Source organism: Streptomyces sp. NPDC006339 (assembly GCF_040612775.1).
Lineage (GTDB): Bacteria > Actinomycetota > Actinomycetes > Streptomycetales > Streptomycetaceae > Streptomyces.
Map to the genome: position 1 here is coordinate 49,574 of NZ_JBEXQW010000016.1, position 23,182 is coordinate 72,755.

Genomic DNA, 23,182 nt, shown 5'->3' on the forward strand with positions numbered 1-23,182 from the left:
TCCAGTCTGCCTGAAGCCCGGCCGATGTCCGAGGGGACCGCCCCACGGATCACATGAGCGCCGCGCGCGATCCGCACCGACCGCGAGAGGTCAAGAGATCGCACCGCCGAGCAGAACGGCGAGGACGAGGCCGGCCAGGGCCACCCCGAGATACCAGACGGCGGGGACGTGCGCGTGGGGGCCGGACGGCCAGGCGAGCGTGTCCGCCGACCTGGTCTGCCGCCACAGGAAGGCGGCGATCAGGGTGATGCCGACCGCGTGCACGGCCAGGGGCAGAGCGGCGAAACCGGGCGGGCCGGTGGTGAGGGCGAGGGTGACCGTCCCGAAGGAGCCGAGCAGCACGGCGGGCGGATCGAAGCGGGTACCGAGGCGGTCCGGGCGGTCCTGCACCAGGGTCGCCACTCCGATCACGGCGATCAGGGCCCAGACGCCGCCGGCGAACTGCCACACGGGCCAGGGGGTGATCTCGAGGAGCCGGGCGCCCAGGACCAGGCCGAGCGCCGGACCGCTCCCCGCGACCGCCACGTAGATCCGGAACGCCTTGCCGCGTTCCCGCCGGTCGGCGAAGGAGGTGGACACCAGGGTCGCCGTGGTCGACGTGACGAGCCCGGCGAAGGCGCCCGTCAGGATGTGGGCGGGTGGGGCCGGGACGATGACGGTGACCGCGAAGCCCACCAGGGCGATGATCAGCATCCGTTTGCGGCCCACACGGTCCGCGAGGCGGCCGCCGAACAGCAGCAGCGTGACGAAGGCCGACACGTGGGGGAGGGCGTACAGGCTCGCTTCGCCCAGGGCGAGCCCCGAATCCCGCCGGTCGTTCCCCGTCGCCGTGGTCGTCGAGGCCGTCGCGTCGGTCAGGACGACAAGCTGCGCGAGCGCGAGCACCACCAGACCCCACCAGCGCCTGGGGTGCGAGGCCGCCGTGCTCTGCGGAGGGGCAGGGGGACGAGGATGGGGATGGGCGGGGGCCGTGGGCGCGCCCCAGGTGCCCGGTCCCACCGGGGGAGGGCCGGCAGAGGGGGCGGCCGCCCCGGAGTACGCGGGGGACGTCGGAGTGTAGGCGGGATGCGGGGACGGCTCACCGGGCGTCCGGACCGGCTCGACGCGAGGGTCCGGCCGTGCGGCGGGGGACTCCGCCGGCGGGGCGGGGCTGTAGTCCAGCAACTGGGCGGCATGACGTCCGAGCCGGGCCAGGATGGGGCCGGGCAGCCATTCCTCCGCCCCGTCCGCGGCCGTGCGGTCGGCCACCTCGGCCGGAGTGGGCCGTCGGGCCGGGTCCTTGTGCAGGCAGGCGCGTACGAGATCGACGAGCGACTCCGGGACGCCGGTGAGGTCCGCCTCCTCCTCGGCGACGCGGAAGAGGTGGGCGTTCAGGCCCGTGTCCGTGGCGCCGAAGAGGAGGCGGCCGGTGGCGGCGTAGACGATGACCGCGCCCAGGCAGAACACGTCGCTGGCCGGCGTGAGTTCGAGGCCCCGGACCTGCTCCGGGGACATGAATCCCGGCGAGCCGATCAGCATGCCGGTGCGGGTCAGCAGGCTGTTCTCGCCGACGTTGTCGAAGGCCCGCGCGATGCCGAAGTCGATGACACGCGGGCCGTCGAACGTCACCAGCACGTTCGACGGCTTGAGGTCGCGGTGGATCAACCCCGCTCCGTGAACGGCCTGCAGAGCCAGCGCGAGCCGATGGGCGAGGACGCGCACCGAGTGTTCGGGCAGCGGCCCGAACTCCCTGCCGACCACCGTGGTCAGATCGGGGCCGGGGACGTACTGGGTCGCCACCCAGGGCGTCGCGGCGTCGGTGTCGGCGCCCAGCACGGCCGCCGTCCAGCTCCCGCCCACCCGCCGCGCGGCGGCCACCTCGCGGGCGAACCGCGCACGGAACTCGGGGTCCTGAGCGTGCCCGGCCTGGACGACCTTCACGGCGACCGTGCGGCCGTCGGCGTCACGGCCCAGGTAGACCAGGCCCATGCCACCCTCGCCCAGCCGGGCGATCAGGCGGTAGGGCCCTATGCGAGCCGGGTCTTCTGCGGTCAACTGCTTCACTCGGGGAGCTTAACTCCCAGGCCCCTGGCCGAGGTTGAAAAGCAGTCGGTTGAGAAGTGATCGAGAGAGTCGGCACCTGCCCGCGCCCGCGACCACCGGCGGGAGCCGTCTCCCCGCGGATGCCGGATGCCGGCTGCTCAGCCCTCGTCGTCCGCCAGTTCCGCCACGCCCGTGATCCGGTGCAGCGGGTACGTGCGGACCTCGTCGGCCGTGTGGTCGTAGCCCGTCACGAAGCCGCCCTCGACGCGGACCGGGGCGATCACGCGCTGGCTCGCGGCGCCCTCGGCGTTCACGTAGCCGATCCAGACGGCCGAGCCGGTCATCGCGGCCGCCTGCACCGTGGCGAGGGTCTCGGCGGCCGAGGTGCGGGGCAGGGCGCCGGGTGTGAGGGGGGCCGACGTCGAGGGTTCCTTGCGGGGCACCGTCGCCGCCCGGTCGCCGGCGCGGATCGCCCGGACCGCGGCCGTCAGGAGCGTGCCGTCCGGGGCGGGCGGGCCGTCCTGGACCGGGGCCGGGGCGGTACGGGGCGGGGTGCGGTAGGCGTCGGCGCGGGTGACCAGCACATCGCCCTCCGCGGACTCCGCGGCCGGGGCGAAGCCCATCGCCCGCAGCCCCTCCAGCAGCGACGACGGGTCCGCCTGCGCCGCCAGCACCGTCGGCGCCAGGCGGCGCAGACCCAGGGAGGCCGACCGGCGGTCGGCCAGGATCTCGCCCAGCAGGGCGTCGTCGTCGCAGCGGACGTAACCGGACGCCGCGCCGATCCGCAGATGGCCGTGCTTCCGCGCCACGTCGTCGATCAGATACGACAAGGGCTGCGGCACCGGCGTACGCGAGTGCGAGGTCAGGAAGTCGTGCAGGTCGGAAGCGCTGCGCCCGGCGTCCAGGGCGCGGCGCACCGACGTGGGCGTGAAGCGGTACACCGTCGCGCCGCCCTTCGACTCCACATCCGCCAGCACGGACAGCGCCTCGGCCAGCGGGCGGCGCAACGGCCCCGGCGCGACCGCGGTCAGATCCGCCTGCAACAGGACGTGATCGACCGCCTCCGGCAGCAGCGGGGCCAGCAGGGTCGCGGCCCGGGACGCGGCGACGGCCGGCTCGCAGTCGTGCGCGTGGCTGTCGAGGGCGTCGTCGTCGGCGGGCTCGGCCAGCGGCAGGTTGAGCAGCGCCCGGGCGGGCGAGGCGAGCGCGCCGCGGCCGGTGACGCCGAGGAGTTCGGCCTCCTCCAGGGTCCAGGTCGCGATCCGGGCCCGCAGATCCGCGGCCTGGTCACCGCCGCCCCGCAGCGGCCGGTCCCAGCGCAGCCGGGCCAGCACCGACTCCCGGTCGGCCGCCGCGCCCGGCGGCAGCGTCGCGAGGAGACCGAGCACCCGGCGGCGCACCTCCGCCGCCGGGCCCCGGTCGAGACCCGGTCCGAGCGCGGCGAGCGTACGGCCCTTGGTGTCCTGGGTGCCGACCACGCCCGGGACCCGGGTCGCGGCCAGCCAGGCCCCCGCCAGCCGCACCCAGCGCTCCGCCGCCGGCAGGTCCAGCCAGTCGTCGTACGCGGGCGTCGGCGCGTACCGCTCGTCCGCCTCCCCGTCCGAGGCCAGCAGCCCCGCCCCGTACGCCAGCTCCAGCCAGAACGCCGCCACCTGCTCCGGCACGTCGAGGACCGTCGCCGTGCGCTTGAGGTCCCGTACGGCCAGACCGCCCGCCCGCAGCACCGGCGGGCCGCCCTGGTTCCAGGACTTGAGAAGCTCCTCGACCGTCGACAGCGCCGTGTACGCCTGCCCGGCCGCCGCGTTGTCCACCACCTGTGGACGGTAGTCGCGGGCCGCCACCACCACCGGAGCCGTCGGCTCCGGCGTCCGGTGCGCCCGCCCGCCGCGCAGATGCAGCGCCGCCTCCCGGGGCAGCACCACCGTCCGCGTCGACGCGGGCAGCAGCAGCCCGCGGTCGCGCAGCCAGCGCACCGGCGGCGTCGGATCCGCCGTCACCTCCCCGTACGGCGGGCCCCACACCAGCCGGTCGAGCACCGCGAGCGCCTCCGGCGGCGCCGTGTCCAGCAGCGCCGCCATCCTCGTACGGTCCGTGAACAGGGCCGTCAGGGCCGCCACCGCCGACACCGGGTCATGCGTCGGCGGCAGCCCGGCCGCCGCCACGATCTCCTGCAGCCGGCCCGGCGACATCCCGGCCGTCGCCTCCGCGACCGTCGGCCCCAGACCGGTGGGGGAGGGATGCTGCGGCGACGGCGCCAGCAGCTCCCGCGCGGTCCGAACGAGCCGCAGCCGCTCGTCGTCGCCCCACACGAGCGCCTGCTCGCGCAGCACCGCGACCGCACGCGGCAGCGCCGCGGCGATCTCCGGTGCGTCCGGGTGCCCGTCGTCCCCCGTGAACAAGGAGAGGAGCACCCCGTACGAGGCCGGATCCGGGGCCACCGCCAGGGCCTCGGCCGTCTGGAGCGCGAACGCGTCGAGCCGCTCCAGGGCCCGCACGACGGAACCACGGGTGCCGGCCCGGGTCGCGAGCTGCGTCAGATCGTTCGGCACCGGCGTGAGCAGGTCCGGGCGGGCCCGCAGCAGCGCGGCGAGTCCCTCGTCGCCACCCGCGCGCAGCGCCTCCGCGAGGGTGCGCGGCGGTGCGTTCAGGGTGCGCGGCGGCGCGCCGACGCTCTTGGCCGCGCCGCCGTCCGCGCCGTCGTCCGTTCCCTCGGGCACGTGCGCCTCCCGGTCGAGCTCACCGATCCCCATCCGCACCACGTTAGCCCCTGCGCAGGCGCTAACGTCATGCCGTGGGGATCGAGGGGATCGAGAACGACCGGTTGGTCTTCGACTATCTGAGCCGGGTCGGCGACCTGGCCCAGCAACGCCAGGTGCCGGCGGCCGAGCGCCGTGAACTGGTCTCCGGCCTGCGGGACGAGATCGCACGCCGCCGCGCCGAGCGCGGCGCGGGCGGCGCGGGCGTGTCGGGCATTCTCGGCGAGCTCGGTACGCCGGACGAGGTGGTGGGGCGGGTGGCGCCGGCGCCGGGGGCGTCGTCGTCGGCGCCGGCGGCGGCGGATGACGAGGCCGCCGCGCCCGGTGCTGATGCTGCGGGGGATGCCGGTGCTTCCGTGCCCGGGCCGCGGGCGGCCGAGGCGGACTGGTGGCGCGCGCCGGACACCCTGGACGCCGTCGACGTGCCCGGGTTCGTCGGGGGCGTCGAGATCCCGGAGCTGCTGAAGCCTCCGCCGGTCGAGGAGGAGGACGGGGAGGAGAGCGAGCACGGCGAGGGCGACCACGGGGCGGACGCGGACGCGGACGGCGAGGAGGCCGGGGAACGGGCCGGGCGGTTCGCGCGGATGCGCGGGCTGCGGCTCGGCAGCCCGCTGCTCCTGGTCTCGGCCCTGCTCCTGCTCGCCGGTGCCGCGTTCGGCGCCCTCTTCCCGCTCGTCGCGGGCTGGCTCCTCGCGTACGCCTCCCGCGAGCGCCGCGGCGCCGTCCTGATCGTCCCGGGCCTCGCCGTCACCGCCGGGATCGTCTGGCTGTGGGGCCGGGTCGAGGGCCGCTGGGGCGACCCCGTCGCGGCCGGCGAGGCCGGCATGGGCGCGGCCATCGCCGCCACCTGGCCGTGGACCCTGCGCGCCGCCGCCGTCGCCTCGGCCCTCTTCCTGCTGTGGCGCGCCCGCCGGGCGGCCCGTGACGCCTGATCCTCGGGCGGGGCCGGCAGATCCACGAGAGCCCGCTTCTGCGCCGGATGCCTGATCGGTACGGCGCGGCCATCACGCCGGGGCGGCGGCAGCGTCCGGGCGCAGGACCAAGTCGAGCAGGCCCGGGAAGCGGGTGTCGAATTCGGGGCGGCGGAGGCGGTTGACCCGTTTGGGGCCCTGGTCGCGCTGTTCGACGAGGCCCGCCGCGCGCAGGACGGCGAAGTGATGGCTGAGCGCCGCCTTGCCGACCGGCACGTCGAAGCTGCCGCAGGCGCGGGTCCAGTCGTCGGATCCGGCGAGCTCGCGCACGAGGGTGAGCCGTACGGGGTCGGCGAGCGCGGCGAGGGCGGTGAGGACGGGGACCTCGTCGGGGTGGGTGTGTTCGGGGGCGGGCCGATGGCCGGTGGGGGGCATGGTGTCCTCTCGGTCTCGATGCCCGGGGCTTGCCGAGTGTTCGATCTGGATCATACAGTCGGCGGTGTTCGCTTTTCATTGAACAGTCGAGCCGGAGGTACGGCATGCGCGCGATCGAGCTGGCGGAGCACGGCGGTCCCGAGGTCCTGAGGGTGGTGGAGGTGGAGGCCCCCGAGCCCGGCCCGGGACAGGTGAGCATCGACGTCGCCTACGCCGGGGTCAACTTCGCCGACCTGAAGGCACGCGCCGAGGGCTACCGCGTCCAGGCCCTGCCCTACCGGCCCGGCCTCGAGGTCTCCGGCCGCGTCCGGGCCCTCGGCGCGGGCGTCACCGGACTCGCCGTCGGCCAGGAGGTGACCGCCCTCACCGGCGGCGGCGCCTACGCCGAGGTCGCCGTGGCCGAGGCGGCGACCGTCTTCCCGCTGCCGGCCGGCATCGACCTGCGCACCGCCGCCACCCTCCCCACCGTCCTGCCGACCGCCCAGGCCCTCGTCCACGCCGTGGGCCGGCTGCGGCGCGGCGAGACCGTCCTCGTCCACGGCGCCGCGGGCGGCGTCGGCACCGCCGTCGGCCGGCTCGCGAAGGCCGCCGGCGCGGGCGCGGTGTACGGCACGGTGTCGTCGGCCGCCAAGGCCGCGTACGCCCGCGAACACGGCTACGACGAGGTGTTCGCCGGCGACTTCGAGCGGGACCCGGGGGCTCTGGAGAAGGCGGTGCGTACGGTGACCGGCGACCGGGGTGTCGATCTCGTCCTCGACCCGGTCGGCGGCGAGACCCTCAAGGGCTCGCTGGCCTCCCTCGCCGTCTTCGGCCGGCTCGTCTCCTACGGCAACGCGAGCTCCGCCGAGCCGTGGCGGGTGGGACAGCCCGAGCTCTACCCGAAGGGCGTCACCGTCTCCGGCTTCTCGATCCTCCTGCTCGCCCAGACCGCCCCCGACGCCCTGCGCGCCCTCGCCGAGGACGCCTTCACGAAGGTCGCCGACGGGACGGTCGTGCTGCCCGTCACCGCCGAGTTCCCCCTCGCCGAGGCGGCGGAGGCCCACCGGCTCATGGGCTCCCGCACCAGCACCGGGAAGCTGCTGCTCAAGGTGGCCTGAGCGCGGGCCGGGTGCGACCGGGGCGGGTGTGGCCGGGGCGGGTGGGACGGGGCGCGGGGGCCGGGGCGGGGGCCGCGTCCCGGACTGCATGATTTACGGCGCGGGGCTGCCACGTCGAGGGGCCGAGCCCCTCGTTCCGCGCCACAAATCACGCTTTACGTCCGGAACGCGGCCCCCGCCCCGTCCCCCGCTCACGTCCCCGCCGCCGCCCACGGCGCACCCGGCACCACCAGCGGTGAGCCCGTCACCGGGTCCGGCACGACCACCGACTCCAGGCCGAAGACCTCCCGCACCAGCTCCGCCGTGACGACCTCGCCCGGCGCGCCCTCCGCGACCACCCGGCCCGCCTTCATGGCGACCAGGTGGTCGGCGTACCGCGCCGCCTGGTTCAGGTCGTGCAGCACGATGACGACCGTCCGGCCGCGCACGTGGTTCAGGCGCCGGACCAGGTCCAGGACCTCCACCTGGTGGGCGATGTCCAGGTACGTGGTGGGCTCGTCCAACAGGAGCAGGTCGGTCTCCTGCGCCAGGGCCATCGCGATCCACACCCGCTGGCGCTGGCCGCCCGACAGCTCGTCGACCGAACGGTCGGCCAGCTCGGAGACGTCCGTGCGCTCCATCGCGTCGACGACGGCCCGCTCGTCCTCGTCGGACCACTGCCTCCACCACGCCTGGTGCGGCTGCCGGCCCCGCGCCACCAGGTCGGCCACGGTGATGGCCTCCGGCGCGACCGGGGTCTGCGGGAGCAGGCCGATCTGCTGGGCGATGCGCTTCGTGGGCAGCTTCGCCAGCTCCTCGCCGTCGAGGAGCACCGCCCCGGACCGGGGCCGCAGCAGCCGGCCGAGCGCCCGCAGGGTCGTCGACTTGCCGCACGCGTTCGGGCCGACGATGACGGTGACCTTGCCGTCCGGGATCGCCAGATCGAGCTCTTGGACGACGGTCCGCTCCTCGTAGGCGAGGGTGAGAGAGCGGGTGGACAGTCGGCTGCCGCCGATCACTTCGACGTCCTGGGTCACGACTTGCCTCCCACGGCGCGGCTGCGTGCGATCAGCCAGATCAGGTACGGGGCGCCGACCGCCGCCGTCAGGACGCCCACCGGCAGTTCGGTGGGCGCGAGGAGCCGCCTGCCCAGCAGGTCGGCCAGGATCACGACGGCCGCGCCCATGAGCGCCGAGCACAGCAGCGGGATCTGCGCCGTCCGGGTGGTCCTGCGGGCGATCTGCGGCGCCAGGAGTGCCACGAAGTCCACCGGGCCCGCGACGCCCGTCGCGACCGACGCCAGGACCACGCCCACGGCGACGAGCCCGAGCCGGACCCGCCCCAGCCGTACGCCAAGCGCCGTCGCCGTGTCGTCGTCCAGGGACACCGTCCGCTGCGCGCGGGCCGCCCACAGCACCGCCGGGAGCATCACGAGCAGCGTCAGCCGCAGCGGCAGCGACTCGTCCCAGCCGCGCCCGTTGAGGGAGCCCGTCATCCAGATCTGGGCCTGCTGGGCGACCAGGTAGTCGCCCTTCGTCATGAACAGGTGGGTCAGCGAGCGCAGCGCGATGGCGAAGCCGATGCCGATGAGCACGAACCGGGTCGCGTGCAGGCCGCCGCGCCAGGCGAACACGTAGACGAGCGCGGCGGCGAGGAGGCCGCCCGCGATCGACACGTAGGGGATGACCGCGTAGGAGGTGAGCCCGAACGTCATCGCGGCGACCGTCACCGCGCCCGCGCCCTGGCTGATGCCGATGATGTCGGGGCTGGCGAGCGGGTTGCGGGCGACGGTCTGGATCAGGGCGCCCGCGACGCCGAACGCGGCGCCGGCCATCAGGCCGGTCGCGAGGCGCGGGAGGCGCAGTTCCTCGACGACGAAGGACGGCTCCGTGCCGAGGAGGGCGTTCAGGACGTCGGAGGGCGGGACGAAGCGTTCGCCGACGCAGAGGTACGCGACGGAGGCGGCGGCCAGGAGGGCGAGGAGGCCCGCGGCGACGAGGGCGGAGCGCCGGTGTACGAGGAAGGAGGCGCGTCCGGCGCGGACGAGGCCGTAGCCGGCCGGGCGGAGGCGGGGGAGCGTCGTCGTCATGCCGGCACCGCCTTGCGCCGCACCAGCGTCACGAGGAACGGCACGCCGATCAGCGCCGTCATCACGCCCGCGGGCACCTCGCCCGGCGGGAACAGGATCCGGCCGGCGACGTCCGACACCAGCAGCATGACGGGGCCGATGAGCGCCGCCATCGGCAGCACCCAGCGGTGGTCGCTGCCGACGACGGCGCGGGCGATGTGCGGGACGGCGAGGCCCACGAAGGCGATCGGGCCGGCCGCGGCGACGCCGGCGCCGGTCAGCACGGTCGCGCCGACGCCGCCGACGATCCGTACGGTCGCGACCCGCTGCCCGAGGCCCTTGGCGACGTCCTCGCCGAGCGCGAGCGCGTCGAGCCCCCGGGCCACCGACAGCACGAGCAGCGCGCCGAGCAGGAGGAAGGGCCAGATCTGGCCGACGATCTGGGTGTCGCGGCCGTCGAGCGAGCCGATCTGCCAGAACCGGAACTCGTCGAGCGCCGACGCCTGCGTGGTGAGCACGCCGGTGGTGACGGACAGCAGGAGCGCGTTGATCGCGGCGCCGCCGAGCGCCAGCTTCACGGGGGTGGCCCCGCCGCGGCCGCTGGAGGCGATGGCGTAGACGGCGACGGATGCGAGCGCGGCGCCGGCGAAGGCGAACCACACGTAGCCGTGGAGGGTCCGCACCCCCGCGACGGCGATGGCGAGGACGACGCCGACGGAGGCGCCCTGGCTGATGCCGAGGATGCCGGGGTCGGCGATCGGGTTGCGGGTGATGCCCTGGAGGGCGGTGCCGGCCAGGGCGAGGGCGGCGCCGACCATGAGGCCGATGAGCGTGCGGGGCACCCGCAGCTCCCGTACGACCTCGGCGTCGGGGCTCGTCGCCCCGTGCAGCAGTGCGTCGAACACGGTGGCGGGAGGGACGGCGCGGGCGCCCACCGCCAGGCTGAGGAGGATCGCGAGCAGCAGGGCGACGACCGCCGCCGTGGTCGCGACGACGCGCCGGGAGGCGCGTCGGGAACGTATGGCGGTCAAGGAACACCCATCGGAGCTGCGGGCAGTGGTGCGATCTTCGGTAAGGCTCCGCCAAGTCTAGACAGTGGCCGATTTCGATCGCCCGGGCACAATGACCCGCATGGATTCCAGCGCGCTCACGGTCGGCTTCGACCTCGATCTGACCCTCCTCGACACCCGGCCCGGCATCAAGGCCGCCTTCGAGGCGTTCTCGGTCGACGTCGGCGTGCCGATCGACGCCGACCTGGTCGTCTCCCGCCTCGGCCCGCCGCTGCGGCACGAGCTCGCCCACTGGTTCCCCGAGGACCGGATCCCGGAGATGGTGAAGCGCTACCGCGAGTTCTACGGGCGGTACGCCATCGAGCCGACGGTGCCCATGCCGGGTGCGCGGGACGCGATCCAAGCCGTTCGCGAGGCGGGCGGCCGCACGATCGTGGTGACCGCGAAGAACGAGCCGCACGCCAAGATCCACCTCGCCCACCTGGGCATGGAGCCGGACGCCGTCGTCGGCGACCTGTGGGCCGAGGGCAAGGCGGAGGCGCTGCGCGCCCACGACGCCGGGGTGTACGTCGGGGACCACGTCGGCGATGTGCGCGGCGCCCGTACGGCGGGCGCGCTGTCGGTCGCGGTGGCGACCGGCCCCTGTGACCCGGACGAGCTGCGGGCGGCCGGCGCGGACGTCGTCCTGGCCGACCTGACGGACTTCCGCTCCTGGTGGGAGGGCTACCGGGGCTGAGCCGTCGCGGCCTGTACGGCCCTGGCCCGGCGGCGCTGGGCGGCGATCGAGCGGAGCACGCCCGCCCCGGCGACGAGGAAGCCGACCCCCATCAGCATCGACACCAGGTACGCGACCGTGGGGAACGGGTCGGTCCCGAGGAACAGCGGAGCCACCGTGACCAGGGTCGCGACCGCCCCGACGAGGAACAGGATCGCGCCGGCGCGCACCAGCCCGTCACCGGGGGCGCTGTCGTCCGACGGGGGCGGAGGGGTTTCACTACGCATGCGGCCAGGGTAGTTCCCAGGCCGGAAGAACGGACCGGTGGCGTCTTGTCACCGGGCCTGAGCCCATTAGCCTTGGTGGCGGCGGGTCGGTGACCCGCTGTATCTCTTTTCCCACACGGAGCCGGGATCCCGGCGCACCCATCGAGTACGAGGACGAGGACGGACGTGCCTACCGGCAAGGTCAAATGGTTCAACAGCGAGAAGGGCTTCGGCTTTCTCTCCCGCGACGACGGCGGCGACGTCTTCGTGCACTCGTCGGTGCTCCCCGCCGGAGTCGACGCCCTCAAGCCGGGGCAGCGCGTGGAGTTCGGCGTGGTCGCCGGCCAGCGCGGTGACCAGGCGCTCTCCGTGACGGTCCTCGACCCGACCCCGTCGGTCGCCGCGGCGCAGCGCCGCAAGCCCGACGAGCTGGCCTCCATCGTGCAGGACCTGACCACGCTCCTGGAGAACATCACGCCGATGCTGGAGCGCGGCCGCTACCCCGACAAGGTGCACGGCAAGAAGATCGCGGGCCTGCTGCGGGCGGTCGCGGACCAGCTCGACGTCTGAGTCCGTCAGGGGAACGACAGCGCGCCGGGGCCGAGGGGCGGGACGAGTCCCTCGGCCGCGGCGCGGGTGAGCAGCCCGCGCACCGCCGCATAGCCGGTCTCGCCGAGGTCGGCGGTGAACTCGTTGACGTAGAGGCCGATGTGCTGGTCGGCCACCTTCGGGTCCATCTCCTGCGCGTGTTCGAGTACGTACGGGCGGGAGGCGGTCGGGTCGTCCCAGGCCATGCGGACCGATGCCCGCGCCGAGTCGGCGAGCAGCCGCAGGGTGTCGGCGCCGAGCGAGCGCCGGGCGACGATCGCGCCGAGCGGGATGGGCAGCCCGGTGGTGTGCTCCCAGTGCGCGCCCATGTCGGCGAGCGCGTGCAGGCCGTAGTTCTGGTAGGTGAAGCGGGCCTCGTGGATGACCAGGCCGGCGTCGACCTTGCCGTCGCGCACGGCCGGCATGATCTCGTGGAACGGCATGACGACCACCTCGCCGACCCCGTCCGGGACGACGTCCGCCGCCCACAGCCGGAACAGCAGATAGGCCGTCGAACGCTCGCTCGGCACCGCGACGGTCTTCCCGGCGAGCTCCGCCGGGTCGCCCGCCTCGCGGGTCAGGACGAGGGGCCCGCAGCCGCGGCCCAGGGCGCCGCCGCAGGGCAGCAGGGCGTACTCGTCGAGGATCCAGGGCAGCACGGCGTACGAGACCTTCAGGACGTCGTACGGGGCGCCGCCGCGCTCGGCCCAGCCGTTGGTGAGGTCGATGTCGGCGAAGGTCACGTCGAGGCGGGGCGCGCCGGGGACGCGGCCGTGGGCCCAGGCGTCGAAGACGAAGGTGTCGTTCGGGCAGGGCGAGTAGGCGATCTTCAGCTTCACTGCGGGATTCCCTCGGGGTCCGTGAAGACGGTGTGGGTCAGCAGCCGGAAGGCGTGGCGCAGCGCGTCGAGGGCCTCCCCGATCCGCCAGGCGGCGCGGTCGCGCGGGCCGACGGCGTTGGACACGGCGCGGATCTCCAGGACGGGCAGGCCGTACGCGGCGGCGGCCTCGGCCACCCCGAAGCCCTCCATCGCCTCGGCGGCGGCGCCGGGGTGACGTTCCGCCAGCTCGGCGGCGCGTGCGGCGGTGCCGGTGACGGTCGAGACGGTGAGCACGGTCCCGACGACGTGCGGAAGGCCGCCGTGGGCGAGCGCGCCGGCGGCCGCCTTCGTCAGCGCCTCCGGCACGCGGTGCGCCGACCGGCCGAAGCCGAGCTCCTCGACGGCCAGGTAGCCGTCGTCGGTCCGCACGCCCAGGTCCGCCGCGACGACGGCGTCGGCCACGACGACGGTCCCGAGGGGCGCGCCGGGCCGGAAGCCGCCGGCGATGCCGGCGGAGACGACGAGGTCGTAGGGGCGGTGGGTCGTGGCGTGGGCGAGGGCCGTCGCGGTGGCCACGGCCGCCGCTGCGGGGCCGACGCCCGCGACGAGGACGTCGACGACCGGGCCCGTGTCCGTGCCCGGGCGGGTGTGCGCGGGCGCGTGGCGGCGCAGGGTGAAGCCGCCGGGCAGGGGGACGTCGACGGCCGGGCCGTCGGCGACGGAGTCGGCCTCCGCCGCCACGGCCGTCACGACCAGGATGCGAGGGGACAGGTCAGGACTTCTTCTTGAACTCGAAGGACCAGATGCCGGTCACCTTCTTGCCGGAGTTCTCGACGATGGTGACCTTGGTCCGGTCCGAGGGCTCGCCGGTCTGGTTGCTGAAGAAGGCGCTGGCCTGGATGGAGCGGTACGTCTTGGTGAACGGCTCCGGCTCGACGTTCTGGCCGTTCAGGAAGATCGTCCAGCCGTTCTCGGCGACGTCCGGGTCGACGCCGAAGCGCACCCGCTCGGTCGGGTCGACGGAGACGGCCTTGCCGGGCTTGTTGAGGCACTCGCCGAGCTGCTTCTCGGGGATCGCCTTGCCGTCGTCGTAGCAGACGGCCTCGGAGTTCACCGACGTGGAGCCGACCGTCACGGTCGCAACCGGGGACGGCTTGTCGCAGGCGGAGAGGACGAGGAGCCCGGCGGAGACGGCCCCGAGGGCCGCGGCGGCCCGACGGTGCTTGCGGGTGAGGAACGCAACGGTCATGAGCCGAAGGCTATCGGGCCGTCGCGTCCGTGCCACGCGGGGGTGCGGCGTGCCGCACCGCACACTCCGTCGCCTACGCCACCCGGGCCTTCGCGGAGCCTCCGCGGCGGCCGTGGCGGCGGGCGGCCGCGAGCAGACCCCGTACGGACAGCAGCCAGCCCAGGCCGAGGAGCCCGGCCGCCACGGACAGGCCCAGGGTCCCGTTGAGCGGCAGGGAGATGCCGATGGCACCGCCCACCACCCACGCCATCTGCAGGGCCGTCTCCGAACGGGCGAACGCCGAGGTCCGTACGGCCTCCGGCACGTCGCGCTGGATCGTGGCGTCGAGCGACAGCTTGGACAGGGCCTGCGTGAGGCCCGCGACCGCGCCGAGCACCGCCACCATCAGGCCGCCGAAGAAGACCGCCGCGCAGATGGCGGTACCGAGCACCACCGACAGCATCGTGGCGATGATCACCTCCGGGCCGTGGCCCCGCTCCCGCAGGAGCGAGCCGACGGCCGTCCCGCACGCGTTGCCGACGCCCGCCGCCACCGCCACCATGCCGAGCGACACCGCCGCGCTCTGCCCGGACAGCGGATGCACGCGCAGCAGGAACGCCAGGAAGAAGATCAGAAAACCGGACAGCATGCGCTGCGAGGCGTTCGCCTGGAGGCCGTGCAGCACGGACGGGCCGACCGTCCGCAGACTCGGCCGCTTCTCGCCGTGCGTCAGCAGATGGGCGCGCCGCTCACCCTTCGCCGAGTCGACCTTGTGCGGCATGCGGAAGGCCCAGAACGTGCCCAGCAGGAACAGCGCGCACGCCCCGTACAGCGGCCAGCCGGGCCCGACGAGCTGGAGCCCCGCCCCGATCGGCGCGGCGACGCCGGTGGCGAGCAGGCCGGCGAGGGTCACCCGCGAGTTCGCCTTCACCAGCGAGAAGTCCGGTGGCAGCAGGCGGGGCACGACGGCGCTGCGCACCACGCCGTACGCCTTCGACGCCACCAGCACGCCCAGCGCCGCCGGATAGAGCTGGATCCCGCCGGTGGCGACCGCCCCCGACATGGCGATGGCGAGCACCGCCCGGGTCAGCATCGCGCCCGCCATGGCCGCGCGGCGGCCGTGCGGGATGCGGTCGAGGAGCGGGCCGATGACCGGCGCGAGGAGGGTGAACGGGGCCATCGTGATGGCCAGGTAGAGCGCGACCCGGCCGCGGGCCTCGTCCGTCGGCACCGAGAAGAACACGGTGGAGGCGAGGGCGACGGTGATCATGACGTCGCCGGCGCCGTTGACGGCGTGCAGCTCGATCAGTTTTCCGAGCCCCGACTCGCCCGCCCCGTGCGCGTGCGTCGCCTTCCTGATGCCCCGTGCCGTGCCCGTGAAGGGCAGGTGCAGGGCGCGCCCCACCTGCCGGCCCGCTCGGCTGAGCGGCCCGGCATGATCATGGGATCGTGCGGAAGACCGTGCGGCTGCCACTCCGTCATAGTGCCCCACGACCCGTCGTACGAACCGATGACAGGGCCCGCGAGCCGGAGCCGGAGGTCCGCGATGCGGGCCACTTGGGTCGGGCAGGTGGGCTGAGAGCTGCGAACGGGGTAGCGTGCGTAGCGCGCCACCGGCGGATGTTCTCGGCCGCGCGCCTCTTCGGCATCCCGCAGAATGGATGACGATAGGTGTGCCCGAGACACGCGAGAAGCACGAGAGACATGTCGGGCGTGGACGTCGATGCGGCCCTCTGGTCCGCTCCGCCCACGGCCCCGGACTTCGCTCCCGCTCGCTCCCGTTCCTCGGCCGGCGCACCCGTGAGACGGCGTAGGAGAGAAGCGAGACCTGTGAGTGCGACGACGCGAAGCCGTACCCCGCGTACCCCGCGAGCCACGCGTACCCCCGACCGTCTGTGCGCCGAGGCCGTAGACCTCGCCCGGGAGGCCGCCGAGGAGGCGGCCGCGCCCGGCGTGGTCGGGGAGCACGTGGAGGTCGTCGCCGAGGGCGACCGGGTCGTCACGCACTTCTTCGAGTGCAAGGAGCCGGGCTACCGCGGCTGGCGCTGGGCCGTCACCGTCACCCGGGCCTCCCGCGCGAAGAACGTCACGCTTGACGAAACCGTCCTGCTGCCCGGCCCGGACGCCCTCCTCGCCCCCGAGTGGGTGCCGTGGAGCGAGCGGCTGCGGCCCGGTGACATGGGCCCGGGCGACCTGCTGCCCACCGAGCAGGACGACCTGCGCCTGGAGCCCGGCTACACGGGCGAGGACGCGCCGCCGCCGAACTCGGCCGTCTCGGAGGAGATGGAGGAGCACCTCGACGCCGAGGACGCCGAGATCACCTCCCGCACGCCGTCGCGGGGCGCGATCGCCGCGGTCGCCGAGGAGCTCGGCATGCGCCGGGCCCGGGTGCTGTCGCGTTACGGGCTGCACATCGCCGCGGACCGCTGGGACGAGTCCTTCGGCGCGAAGACCCCGATGGCGCAGGCGGCTCCCGCGAGCTGTGTGTCGTGCGCCTTCCTGGTGCCGCTGGCCGGGTCCCTGAAGCAGGCGTTCGGTGTCTGCGCGAACGAGTTCTCCCCGGCCGACGGCCGGGTCGTCTCCCTCGCCTACGGCTGCGGCGGCCACTCCGAGGCCGCGGTCATGCCGAAGCCGCCGCGGCCGGCCCCGCCGGTCCTCGACTCGATGGCGGCGGACGAGTTCCCCCTCCGCCCGGCCAAGGACTCCGGCTCCACGACCGAACCGGACGCCTCGGAAGACCTGGGCCACTCGTAACGGCCCCGGCGCCCCGACTGCGGGCCGGTGCGCTCGCGCCTCGGGCCCGTGGGGGCCGCGCCCGCGTGGGGCCGCGCCCCGCTGGGGCGGTGCGCCTTCGGCCCGGCGCCCGCGCGGCCCGCGCCCGCGTGGGCCCGCGCCCCGCTGGGGGCGGTGCGCCTTCGGCCCAGGGCCCGTGGGGGCCGCGCCCGCGTGGGGCCGCGCTCCGCTGGGCGGCGCCGGGCCTTCGGCCCGTGCATTGTGGGCCTTCGTCCCACTGGTGCGGTGCCCGCCCTTCCCGGCGCTGCGCGCCAGGGCCTCGGCCCCGCCGGGGCGGTGCCCTACCGCCACTCCGTTGTGGGCATTCGTTCCGCTGGGGCGGAACGGGTGGGCACAACGGAACGGCGCCCTTTGCCGGGCCTAGGCTCCCGGTGCCTTGACCCGCACCACCAGTGCGGCGCCGTCGTGGTGCGGGTAGGTGCAGGTGCGGAACGCGCCCGCCAGGGCGCCGTCCCGTGTGCCCACCCGTCCCGCCCCAGCGGGACGATTGCCCACACGGGCGGGCGGGGCGGGGTGCCGCCCCGGCGGGGCCAAGGCCCGCGACGGAGGGGGCGGGAGGGCGCGCTCGTAGGGGGAAGGCCCACGTGGGGGTGAGGGTGGGCGTTTCGGCGGGGCGGGGCGCGGTACCTTCGGGCACCGGCCACATCCCCGTACCGCAGAGTGGAGTCAGACGTGAGCGTCAGCGTCAGGACGTCGACCGACGGAGCCGACCCCTTCGGTACCGCACGACTCCGCAGAGGCGTGCTCGACGCGTGGGGCGCCGCCCCGGCCCGCTTCCGCGAGGACGCCAACGCCGAGGAGGACCTCGCCCTCGGCGGCTACCGCGACCGCCTCGTCGTCGAGCTGGCCCAGAACGCCGCCGACGCCGCCCGCCGCGCCGGTGTCACCGGCCGGCTCCGCCTCACCCTGCACCCGGCCGACGCCGACGGCCCCGCCGCCCTCGCCGCCGCCAACACCGGCGCCCCGCTGGACGCGACCGGCGTCGAGTCGCTCTCGACCCTCCGCGCCTCCGCCAAGCGGTCGGAGCGCGACTCCGGCGCCGTCGGCCGCTTCGGCGTCGGCTTCGCCGCCGTGCTCGCCGTCACCGACGAGCCGGCCGTCCTCGGCCGCCACGGCGGCGTCCGCTGGTCCCTCGCCGAGGCCCGCGAGCTGGCCGCCGAGACCGCCCGGCACAGCCCCGGCCTGGGCGACGAACTGCGCCGCCGCGACGGCCACGTGCCCCTCCTGCGGCTCCCGCTGCCCGCCGAGGGCAGCGCGCCCGACGGCTACGACACCGTCGTCGTCCTCCCGCTGCGCGACTCGGCCGCCGTCGACCTCGCCGAGCGGCTCCTCGCCGCCGTCGACGACGCCCTGCTGCTCACCCTCCCCGGACTGACCGAGGTCGTCGTCGAGACGGCCGACGGCCGGGTGCGCACCCTCACCCGCACCGAGGACGACGGCTACGTCCACCTCACCGACACCACCGACTCCGGCACCCTCACCCGCCGCTGGCGGACCGTCAGCCACGGCGGCCCCCTGGACGCGGCCCTGCTGAAGGACCGCCCCGTCGAGGAACGGCTCCGCCCGCACTGGTCGGTGACCTGGGCCGTACCGGTCGACGCGGACGGCGCGCCGCGCTACCCGCACACCACGCCCGTCGTCCACGCCCCGACCCCCACCGACGAGCCCCTCGGCATCCCCGCCCTGCTCATCGCCTCCTTCCCGCTGGACACGGCCCGCCGCCACCCGGCGCCGGGCCCGCTGACGGACTTCCTGGTGGAGCGGGCGGGCGAGGCGTATGCCGAGCTGCTCGCCGACTGGCAGCCGGTGACCACCGGCACCCTGGACCTGGTGCCCGGGCCGCTCGGCAAGGGCGCCCTCGACGGGGCGCTGCGCGCCGCCGTACTGGAGCGGCTGCCGCGCGTGGCGTTCCTGGCCCCGGCCGCCGCGTCGGAGGAGCTGCCCGCGCTGCGCCCGATCGAGGCGGAGGTGGTGGAGGGCGCGGGCGCCGACACGGTCGCGGTGCTCGCCGAGGTGTTCCCGACGCTGCTGCCGGCCGGTCTGGAGCGGCGGACGGAGCTGCGGACGCTGGGCGTGGGCCGGCTGCCGCTGACGGAGGCGATCGACCGGCTGGCGGGCGTGCACCGCTCGCCCGGGTGGTGGTGGCGGCTCTACGACTCGCTCGCGGGCGTCGACCCGGACCGGCTGACGGGCCTGCCGGTGCCGCTGATGGGCGCGGCGGACACGGCCCCCGAGGCGCCGGCGCCGGCCGCCGGGGAGGACGAGGAGATTCCGCCCGCGGCCCGGGTCCGCACCACCATCGGCCCCCGTCAGGTCCTCCTCCCGCAGGACCACACGCCCGTCGACCTGGCCCGGCTCGGTCTGAAGGTGGCCCACCCGGACGCGGCGCACCCGATCCTGGAGAAGCTCGGGGCCGTACCGGCGACGCCGCGGGCGGTGCTCACGACTCCGCAGGTGCGGGCGGCGGTCGCGGCCTCGCTCGACGCGGGCGAGATCTGGGACGAGGACGCCGACACCCTGGACGCGGACGAGCTCGCGGAGACCGTGCTCACCCTGGTCCGGGACGCGGACCTCGAGCCCGGGGACGAGCCGTGGCTGGGCGCGCTCGCGCTGCCCGACGAGGACGGCGAGCTCGCCCCGGCCGGGGAACTGGTGCTGCCCGGCTCGCCGTTCGCGTCCGTGATGCGGGAGGGTGAACTCGCGCTCGTGGACGCCGAGCTGGCCGAGCGCTGGGGCGAACAGCCGCTCGCCGCCTGCGGGGTGCTGGCGAACTTCCAGTTGGTGCGGGCCGCCGACCTGGTGCTCGACCCGGACGAACTGGAGCCGCGCGAGGGCGACTTCGCGGAGCCGGACGACGCGGGGCTGCTCGACGCCGTCGACGTGTGGTGCGAGGACGTCCTGGACCGGCTGCCGGAGGCGCCGGTGCCGCCGGTGGCGACGGAGATCGTGGCCGTACGGGACCTGGACCTGGTCGACGACGACGCCTGGCCGCGGGCGCTGGCCCTGCTCGCGCGGCCGCCGCTGCGGGACGCGCTGACGCAGCCGGTGCGGGTGCTGCTGCCGGACGGCACCACGGAGACCGTGCGCCCGTACACCGCCTGGTGGCTGCGCGACCACCCCGTCCTGGACGGCCGCCGCCCGGCGGGCCTGCGGGCGGCGGGCACGGACCCGCTGCTCATCGGCCTGTACGACTCGGCCGACGCGACCGGCTTCGAGGACGAGCAGGTGCTGCGGGTGCTGGGCGTACGGACCTCCGTGGCGGCGCTCCTGGACGAACCGGGCGGCGCGGCCGAGCTCCTGTCCCGGCTCGCCGACCCGTCCCGCGAGGTGTCCGGCGCCCAACTGCACGCCCTGTACACGGCCCTGGCCGACCTGGACCCGGAGCAGGTCACCCTGCCGGACGAGCTGCGCGCGGTCGTGGACGGCGAGCTCGTGGTGGTCGACGCGGCCGAGGCGCTGGTCGCCGACGCCCCCGACCTGCTGCCCCTCGCGACGGGCCTGCCGCTCCTCCCGGTCGCCCCGTCCCGCGCGGCCGACCTGGCCGAGCTGTTCCAGGTCCGGCGGCTGAGCGAGGCGGTGGAGGCGGAGGTCACGACGGTCGGCGAGGAGCACGAGGTGCCGACGGCGGTCCACGCCCTCCTCGGGCCGGCCACCCCCGCCACGTACATCGAGCACGAGGAACTCCGCGCCGCCGGCACGGACCTGGACTGGCGCCGCACCCCCGACGGCGTCATCCACGCCGCCACCCTGGAGGGCGTCGCCGCCGGCCTGGCCTGGGCCGCGGGCCAGTGGCCCCGCCGCTTCGAGGTGGCGGCCCTCCTGGAGGACCCGTCGCGGACGGCGGAGCTGGCCCGGGACAGGTGGTTCGACTAGGTCGTCGACGGGCTCCCGTCGCCGGGGGCCGGAACGACGGGGGCCCGGCCGCGTGCGCGGCCGGGCCCGGTCGGCGGTGTGCCGTCGTCGTGGCGGGGGTCAGCGCACGTCGACGTAGTCCGCGGGCGAGGGCGCCCAGGTCGAGGTGGCGCTGCCGCCGTAGACCAGCCGCCAGGAGCCGTCGTTCCAGGCGGCGCGCTTGATGGTGACGGCGCCGGTGGAGCCCGTCAGGCCGGTCGCGACGACCGACCAGGCGGTGCCGGTGCCGGCCTTCTTGAACTGCAACTCCACCTTCTGGCCGGCGAGGCCGTTCTGCGCGCCGTACTCCCAGGCGGCGCCGGTCAGCCGGCCGTTGACGGTGAGGGTGCCGCCGCGGGTGACCGGCTGCGGGGTGACCGAGGTCAGGGACAGGGCGGAGGCGCGCCGGATCAGGATGCCGCCGGCCGGGGCCGGGCCCTGGTACTGGGCCGCGCGGTCGGTGCCCTGGACGAGGACGCCCGCCGACCAGGTTCCGACCAGCTTGTTGAGGCCCAGCTCCGGGCCGCTGACGGTGAACTGGGCCGTGCAGTCGTAATACGTGGTAGTGGAACGCCGGGTGCAGGTGGCCGGCGCGGACAGCAGGCCGTCGGGCCGGTCGTAGCTGCCGTGGTGGAGGGTGACGACGGCGGACTCGACGCCGGACGCGCTGTTGACGACGAACCGGGCCGGGAACGTCGCGCTGCCGGTCTGCGGCGCGACGAGCGACGCGCCGTTGTTGACGGTGACTCCGCTGACCGCGAGGGCACCGCCGCGCAGGGCGGTCGCGGGGGCCGGTCCGGCGAAGGCGCGGGTGACGGTCTGGGTGACCTTGCCGCCGCTGCGGTCACCGCCCGCGATCCGCAGCGAGACGAAGGCGGCCTCGGCGGGTACGTCGACGGTGGCCGTCCCGGAGGGGCCGCCGTCGCCGGAGAGCGGGGCGGTCCGCCAGGTCGCGCCGTCGTCGAAGGAGTATTCGACGGAGGTCAGGGTGGCGGTGTTGGAGCCGGTCCGATTCGCGACGGAGGCGTGGACGGCGACCGGTCCTGCGGCGACGTGGTTGCGCACGTCGAGCGACGGGACCTGCACGTCGACGTCGACGACCGGGAGTCCGGTGGGGCCGTCCGGGCTGAGGCTGCTGCTCGAGATGAGCCAGTCGGTGATGACGCGCGGGGAGAGCCGGCTGCCGGCGCCGCCCCGGGTGACCGTGTGCCGGATGCCGTAGGCGGCGTACTGGTTCACCGGGAGCTGGTAGCTGTCGGTCCAGTCCAGGACCGGGGAGTTGCCAAGCGACTGGCCCTCGGCCGTCACCTCGAAGGTGTGCCGGGCGCCGTAGTCCGTGCCGTAGACGCCGCCGGTGCGGTTGACGGGCCCGTGTTCGCGCAGTCGGAAGGTGTTCCGGCTCCAGGAGGAGGCGGGATAGCGTCCTCCGGCGACCGTGAACGGCGCCTGGCCGAAGCTCTCGGCAGGCAGCTCGCCGGCCGTGCTGCCCGTCTGGAGGTCGGGGAGGGTGGTGCTCTGGCCGTCCTGCTCCAGCATGCGGCTGTAGCCGAGACCGGGCGTGAGGTAGTGCGCGAACGTGCCGCCGGTGGGGATCGTGCCCGAGGCAGAGGTCCCGGTCCACCCGCCGGTCTGCGGGTGGACGGAGAGGCGCGCGGTGATGCCCGCGCCCGGCGAGGCGACCGTCGTCCGGGTCCTGGTCAGGCCGGTGGTCCGCACATGGGCCACCGGGTCGGCCGGTATGCCGTCGCGGAAGCGGTGCACGACGTCGTAGCGGTACGGGCTGGGGCGGTTGAGCGTGGAGCCCTTGCGGCCCAGCACGTCGTGCAGGGTCAGGGTGAGGCCGGGGAAGGACAGCGGGCTGACGTAGACCTGCTCGCCCCAGCCGCCGGCGAAGCCGACGATGTCCTGGAGCGGGCCGGTGCTGTCCGGCAGCGTGTACCAGACAGACGACGACTGGCGCACCGCGTCCGGGGCGTCGTCGACGGCGACCCGCGTCGGCTTCGACGTCCTGGCGTCGAGCGTGACGGTCATCGGGGCCGCGCCGACGGTGAAGGTCTTCGCCAGCATGTGACTCGGCTGCTGCCAGTTGCTCCACTGGCCGATGACGAGGTAGTCGCCGGCCGGCAGGTCCACGGTGCCGAAGTCGTCCCACTGCTCCTCGCGTACGTCGATGTACTGCCAGGTGCGGCGGTCCCAGACGTGGATCAGGCCGCCCCAGTGATAGGCGTTGACCAGGTCGATCTTGACCCGCTGGAGGCCGGCGGTGGCCGCGAGGGGCTGCTGCGCGGTGTCCGCGCCGCCGAGGACGGTCGTGGCCTGCGGAGTCTTGCGTCCGGTCGGTGTCACCGCGGTGCTGCCGTCGATCGTGGTGAAGGCGTAGGAGCCGGAGGGTGCTCCCTCGCGGCCCGTCACGCGCAGTCCGGTCCGGTCCAGCTCCGCCGTCTCGCCGGTGCTGAGCACTGTCTTGCTGCCCGGTGCCGTGCCGGTGGCCCACGAGGGCCCCGCACCCGTCGCGGGACCGTTCTCGTCCGCGCCGGCCGGTGCCGTGAGCGTCGCGGCCGCCACGGCCGCCCCGCACACCACTCCCGTCACCCGGGCCCATC

18 protein-coding genes are annotated in these 23,182 nt (G+C 75.3%); 6 read left to right on the forward strand and 12 right to left on the reverse strand.

Annotation, left to right across the window (positions count from 1 at the left end; translation table 11 throughout):
• Positions 1-90: 90 nt before the first annotated feature.
• On the reverse strand, positions 91-2,043 hold the full coding sequence (locus tag ABZ135_RS15365; RefSeq protein ID WP_356695775.1) for an MFS transporter: 1,953 nt from the start codon (positions 2,041-2,043) through the stop codon (positions 91-93).
• Positions 2,044-2,180: 137 nt separating this feature from the next.
• Complete coding sequence (locus tag ABZ135_RS15370) at positions 2,181-4,772, reverse strand: helicase C-terminal domain-containing protein (protein ID WP_356695777.1); 2,592 nt, start codon at positions 4,770-4,772, stop codon at positions 2,181-2,183.
• A gap of 41 nt (positions 4,773-4,813) precedes the next feature.
• On the opposite strand from ABZ135_RS15370, the gene ABZ135_RS15375 reads away from it, so the two are divergent.
• Positions 4,814-5,710, forward strand: a complete 897-nt coding sequence (locus ABZ135_RS15375) for a hypothetical protein (RefSeq protein ID WP_356695779.1) — start codon at positions 4,814-4,816, stop codon at positions 5,708-5,710.
• Between the two features lie 72 nt (positions 5,711-5,782).
• Here the strand turns inward: ABZ135_RS15375 and ABZ135_RS15380 are convergent, their stop codons facing one another.
• Complete coding sequence (locus tag ABZ135_RS15380) at positions 5,783-6,124, reverse strand: transcriptional regulator (protein WP_356695781.1); 342 nt, start codon at positions 6,122-6,124, stop codon at positions 5,783-5,785.
• A gap of 104 nt (positions 6,125-6,228) precedes the next feature.
• Between ABZ135_RS15380 and ABZ135_RS15385 the strand changes: the two genes are divergently transcribed.
• Positions 6,229-7,221, forward strand: a complete 993-nt coding sequence (locus tag ABZ135_RS15385) for a zinc-binding dehydrogenase (RefSeq protein ID WP_356695783.1) — start codon at positions 6,229-6,231, stop codon at positions 7,219-7,221.
• A gap of 191 nt (positions 7,222-7,412) precedes the next feature.
• Here ABZ135_RS15385 and ABZ135_RS15390 read toward each other — a convergent pair whose 3' ends face one another.
• Genes ABZ135_RS15390 through ABZ135_RS15400 form a run of 3 tightly spaced genes read right to left on the reverse strand, consistent with a single transcriptional unit; the run spans position 7,413 to position 10,299 of the window.
• A complete protein-coding gene (locus ABZ135_RS15390) occupies positions 7,413-8,237 on the reverse strand; it encodes an ABC transporter ATP-binding protein (RefSeq protein ID WP_356695785.1) in 825 nt (274 codons plus the stop codon).
• Positions 8,234-9,289 (reverse strand): iron chelate uptake ABC transporter family permease subunit, encoded by a 1,056-nt coding sequence (locus tag ABZ135_RS15395; RefSeq protein WP_356695787.1) that lies wholly within the window; start codon positions 9,287-9,289, stop codon positions 8,234-8,236. The genes ABZ135_RS15390 and ABZ135_RS15395 overlap by 4 nt, the downstream gene beginning before the upstream one ends.
• Positions 9,286-10,299 (reverse strand): iron ABC transporter permease, encoded by a 1,014-nt coding sequence (locus ABZ135_RS15400; RefSeq protein ID WP_356695789.1) that lies wholly within the window; start codon positions 10,297-10,299, stop codon positions 9,286-9,288. Before ABZ135_RS15400 ends, ABZ135_RS15395 begins: the two co-directional genes overlap by 4 nt.
• 91 nt (positions 10,300-10,390) lie before the next feature.
• Here ABZ135_RS15400 and ABZ135_RS15405 point away from each other — a divergent pair, with 91 nt between their 5' ends.
• Positions 10,391-11,014, forward strand: coding sequence for an HAD family hydrolase (locus tag ABZ135_RS15405; RefSeq protein ID WP_356695791.1), 624 nt, complete (start codon positions 10,391-10,393; stop codon positions 11,012-11,014).
• Here the strand turns inward: ABZ135_RS15405 and ABZ135_RS15410 are convergent.
• Positions 11,002-11,280, reverse strand: a complete 279-nt coding sequence (locus tag ABZ135_RS15410) for a hypothetical protein (protein WP_356695793.1) — start codon at positions 11,278-11,280, stop codon at positions 11,002-11,004. The two genes, ABZ135_RS15405 and ABZ135_RS15410, sit on opposite strands and share 13 nt — an antisense overlap.
• 165 nt (positions 11,281-11,445) lie before the next feature.
• On the opposite strand from ABZ135_RS15410, the gene ABZ135_RS15415 reads away from it, so the two are divergent.
• Complete coding sequence (locus ABZ135_RS15415; protein ID WP_031073201.1) at positions 11,446-11,829, forward strand: cold-shock protein; 384 nt, start codon at positions 11,446-11,448, stop codon at positions 11,827-11,829.
• Between the two features lie 5 nt (positions 11,830-11,834).
• Here the strand turns inward: ABZ135_RS15415 and ABZ135_RS15420 are convergent, their stop codons facing one another.
• The 4 genes from ABZ135_RS15420 to ABZ135_RS15435 all read right to left on the reverse strand — a co-directional run bounded on the left by ABZ135_RS15420 (position 11,835) and on the right by ABZ135_RS15435 (position 15,369).
• Positions 11,835-12,686 (reverse strand): 1,4-dihydroxy-6-naphthoate synthase, encoded by an 852-nt coding sequence (locus ABZ135_RS15420; RefSeq protein WP_356695795.1) that lies wholly within the window; start codon positions 12,684-12,686, stop codon positions 11,835-11,837.
• On the reverse strand, positions 12,683-13,438 hold the full coding sequence (locus tag ABZ135_RS15425) for a futalosine hydrolase (RefSeq protein WP_356695937.1): 756 nt from the start codon (positions 13,436-13,438) through the stop codon (positions 12,683-12,685). The genes ABZ135_RS15420 and ABZ135_RS15425 overlap by 4 nt, the downstream gene beginning before the upstream one ends.
• A gap of 1 nt (position 13,439) precedes the next feature.
• The gene (locus tag ABZ135_RS15430; protein WP_356695797.1) at positions 13,440-13,916 is read right to left on the reverse strand and encodes a DUF2771 domain-containing protein; all 477 of its coding nucleotides are present in this window, start codon (positions 13,914-13,916) and stop codon (positions 13,440-13,442) included.
• A 73-nt stretch (positions 13,917-13,989) separates the two neighbouring features.
• Positions 13,990-15,369 carry an MFS transporter gene (locus tag ABZ135_RS15435; protein ID WP_356695799.1) on the reverse strand — a complete coding sequence of 460 codons (1,380 nt, stop codon included), beginning with the start codon at positions 15,367-15,369 and terminating at the stop codon, positions 13,990-13,992.
• A 356-nt stretch (positions 15,370-15,725) separates the two neighbouring features.
• Between ABZ135_RS15435 and ABZ135_RS15440 the strand changes: the two genes are divergently transcribed.
• Both ABZ135_RS15440 and ABZ135_RS15445 read left to right on the forward strand, forming a co-directional pair.
• Positions 15,726-16,649 (forward strand): DUF3027 domain-containing protein, encoded by a 924-nt coding sequence (locus ABZ135_RS15440; protein WP_356695801.1) that lies wholly within the window; start codon positions 15,726-15,728, stop codon positions 16,647-16,649.
• Between the two features lie 699 nt (positions 16,650-17,348).
• The gene (locus ABZ135_RS15445) at positions 17,349-20,561 is read left to right on the forward strand and encodes a molecular chaperone Hsp90 (RefSeq protein ID WP_356695803.1); all 3,213 of its coding nucleotides are present in this window, start codon (positions 17,349-17,351) and stop codon (positions 20,559-20,561) included.
• A 99-nt stretch (positions 20,562-20,660) separates the two neighbouring features.
• On the opposite strand, the gene ABZ135_RS15450 is transcribed toward ABZ135_RS15445, so the two are convergent.
• Positions 20,661-23,171 (reverse strand): hypothetical protein, encoded by a 2,511-nt coding sequence (locus ABZ135_RS15450; protein ID WP_356695805.1) that lies wholly within the window; start codon positions 23,169-23,171, stop codon positions 20,661-20,663.
• Positions 23,172-23,182 lie beyond the last annotated feature (11 nt).

Excerpts from the sequence above, each read along its gene's own strand:
- ABZ135_RS15370 (WP_356695777.1), bottom strand. The coding sequence starts at position 4,772 with ATGGGGATCGGTGAGCTCGACCGGGAGGCGCACGTGCCCGAGGGAACG.
- ABZ135_RS15380 (WP_356695781.1), bottom strand. The coding sequence starts at position 6,124 with ATGCCCCCCACCGGCCATCGGCCCGCCCCCGAACACACCCACCCCGAC.
- ABZ135_RS15385 (WP_356695783.1), top strand. The coding sequence starts at position 6,229 with ATGCGCGCGATCGAGCTGGCGGAGCACGGCGGTCCCGAGGTCCTGAGG.
- ABZ135_RS15395 (WP_356695787.1), bottom strand. The coding sequence starts at position 9,289 with ATGACGACGACGCTCCCCCGCCTCCGCCCGGCCGGCTACGGCCTCGTC.
- ABZ135_RS15405 (WP_356695791.1), top strand. The coding sequence starts at position 10,391 with ATGACCCGCATGGATTCCAGCGCGCTCACGGTCGGCTTCGACCTCGAT.
- ABZ135_RS15410 (WP_356695793.1), bottom strand. The coding sequence starts at position 11,280 with ATGCGTAGTGAAACCCCTCCGCCCCCGTCGGACGACAGCGCCCCCGGT.
- ABZ135_RS15430 (WP_356695797.1), bottom strand. The coding sequence starts at position 13,916 with ATGACCGTTGCGTTCCTCACCCGCAAGCACCGTCGGGCCGCCGCGGCC.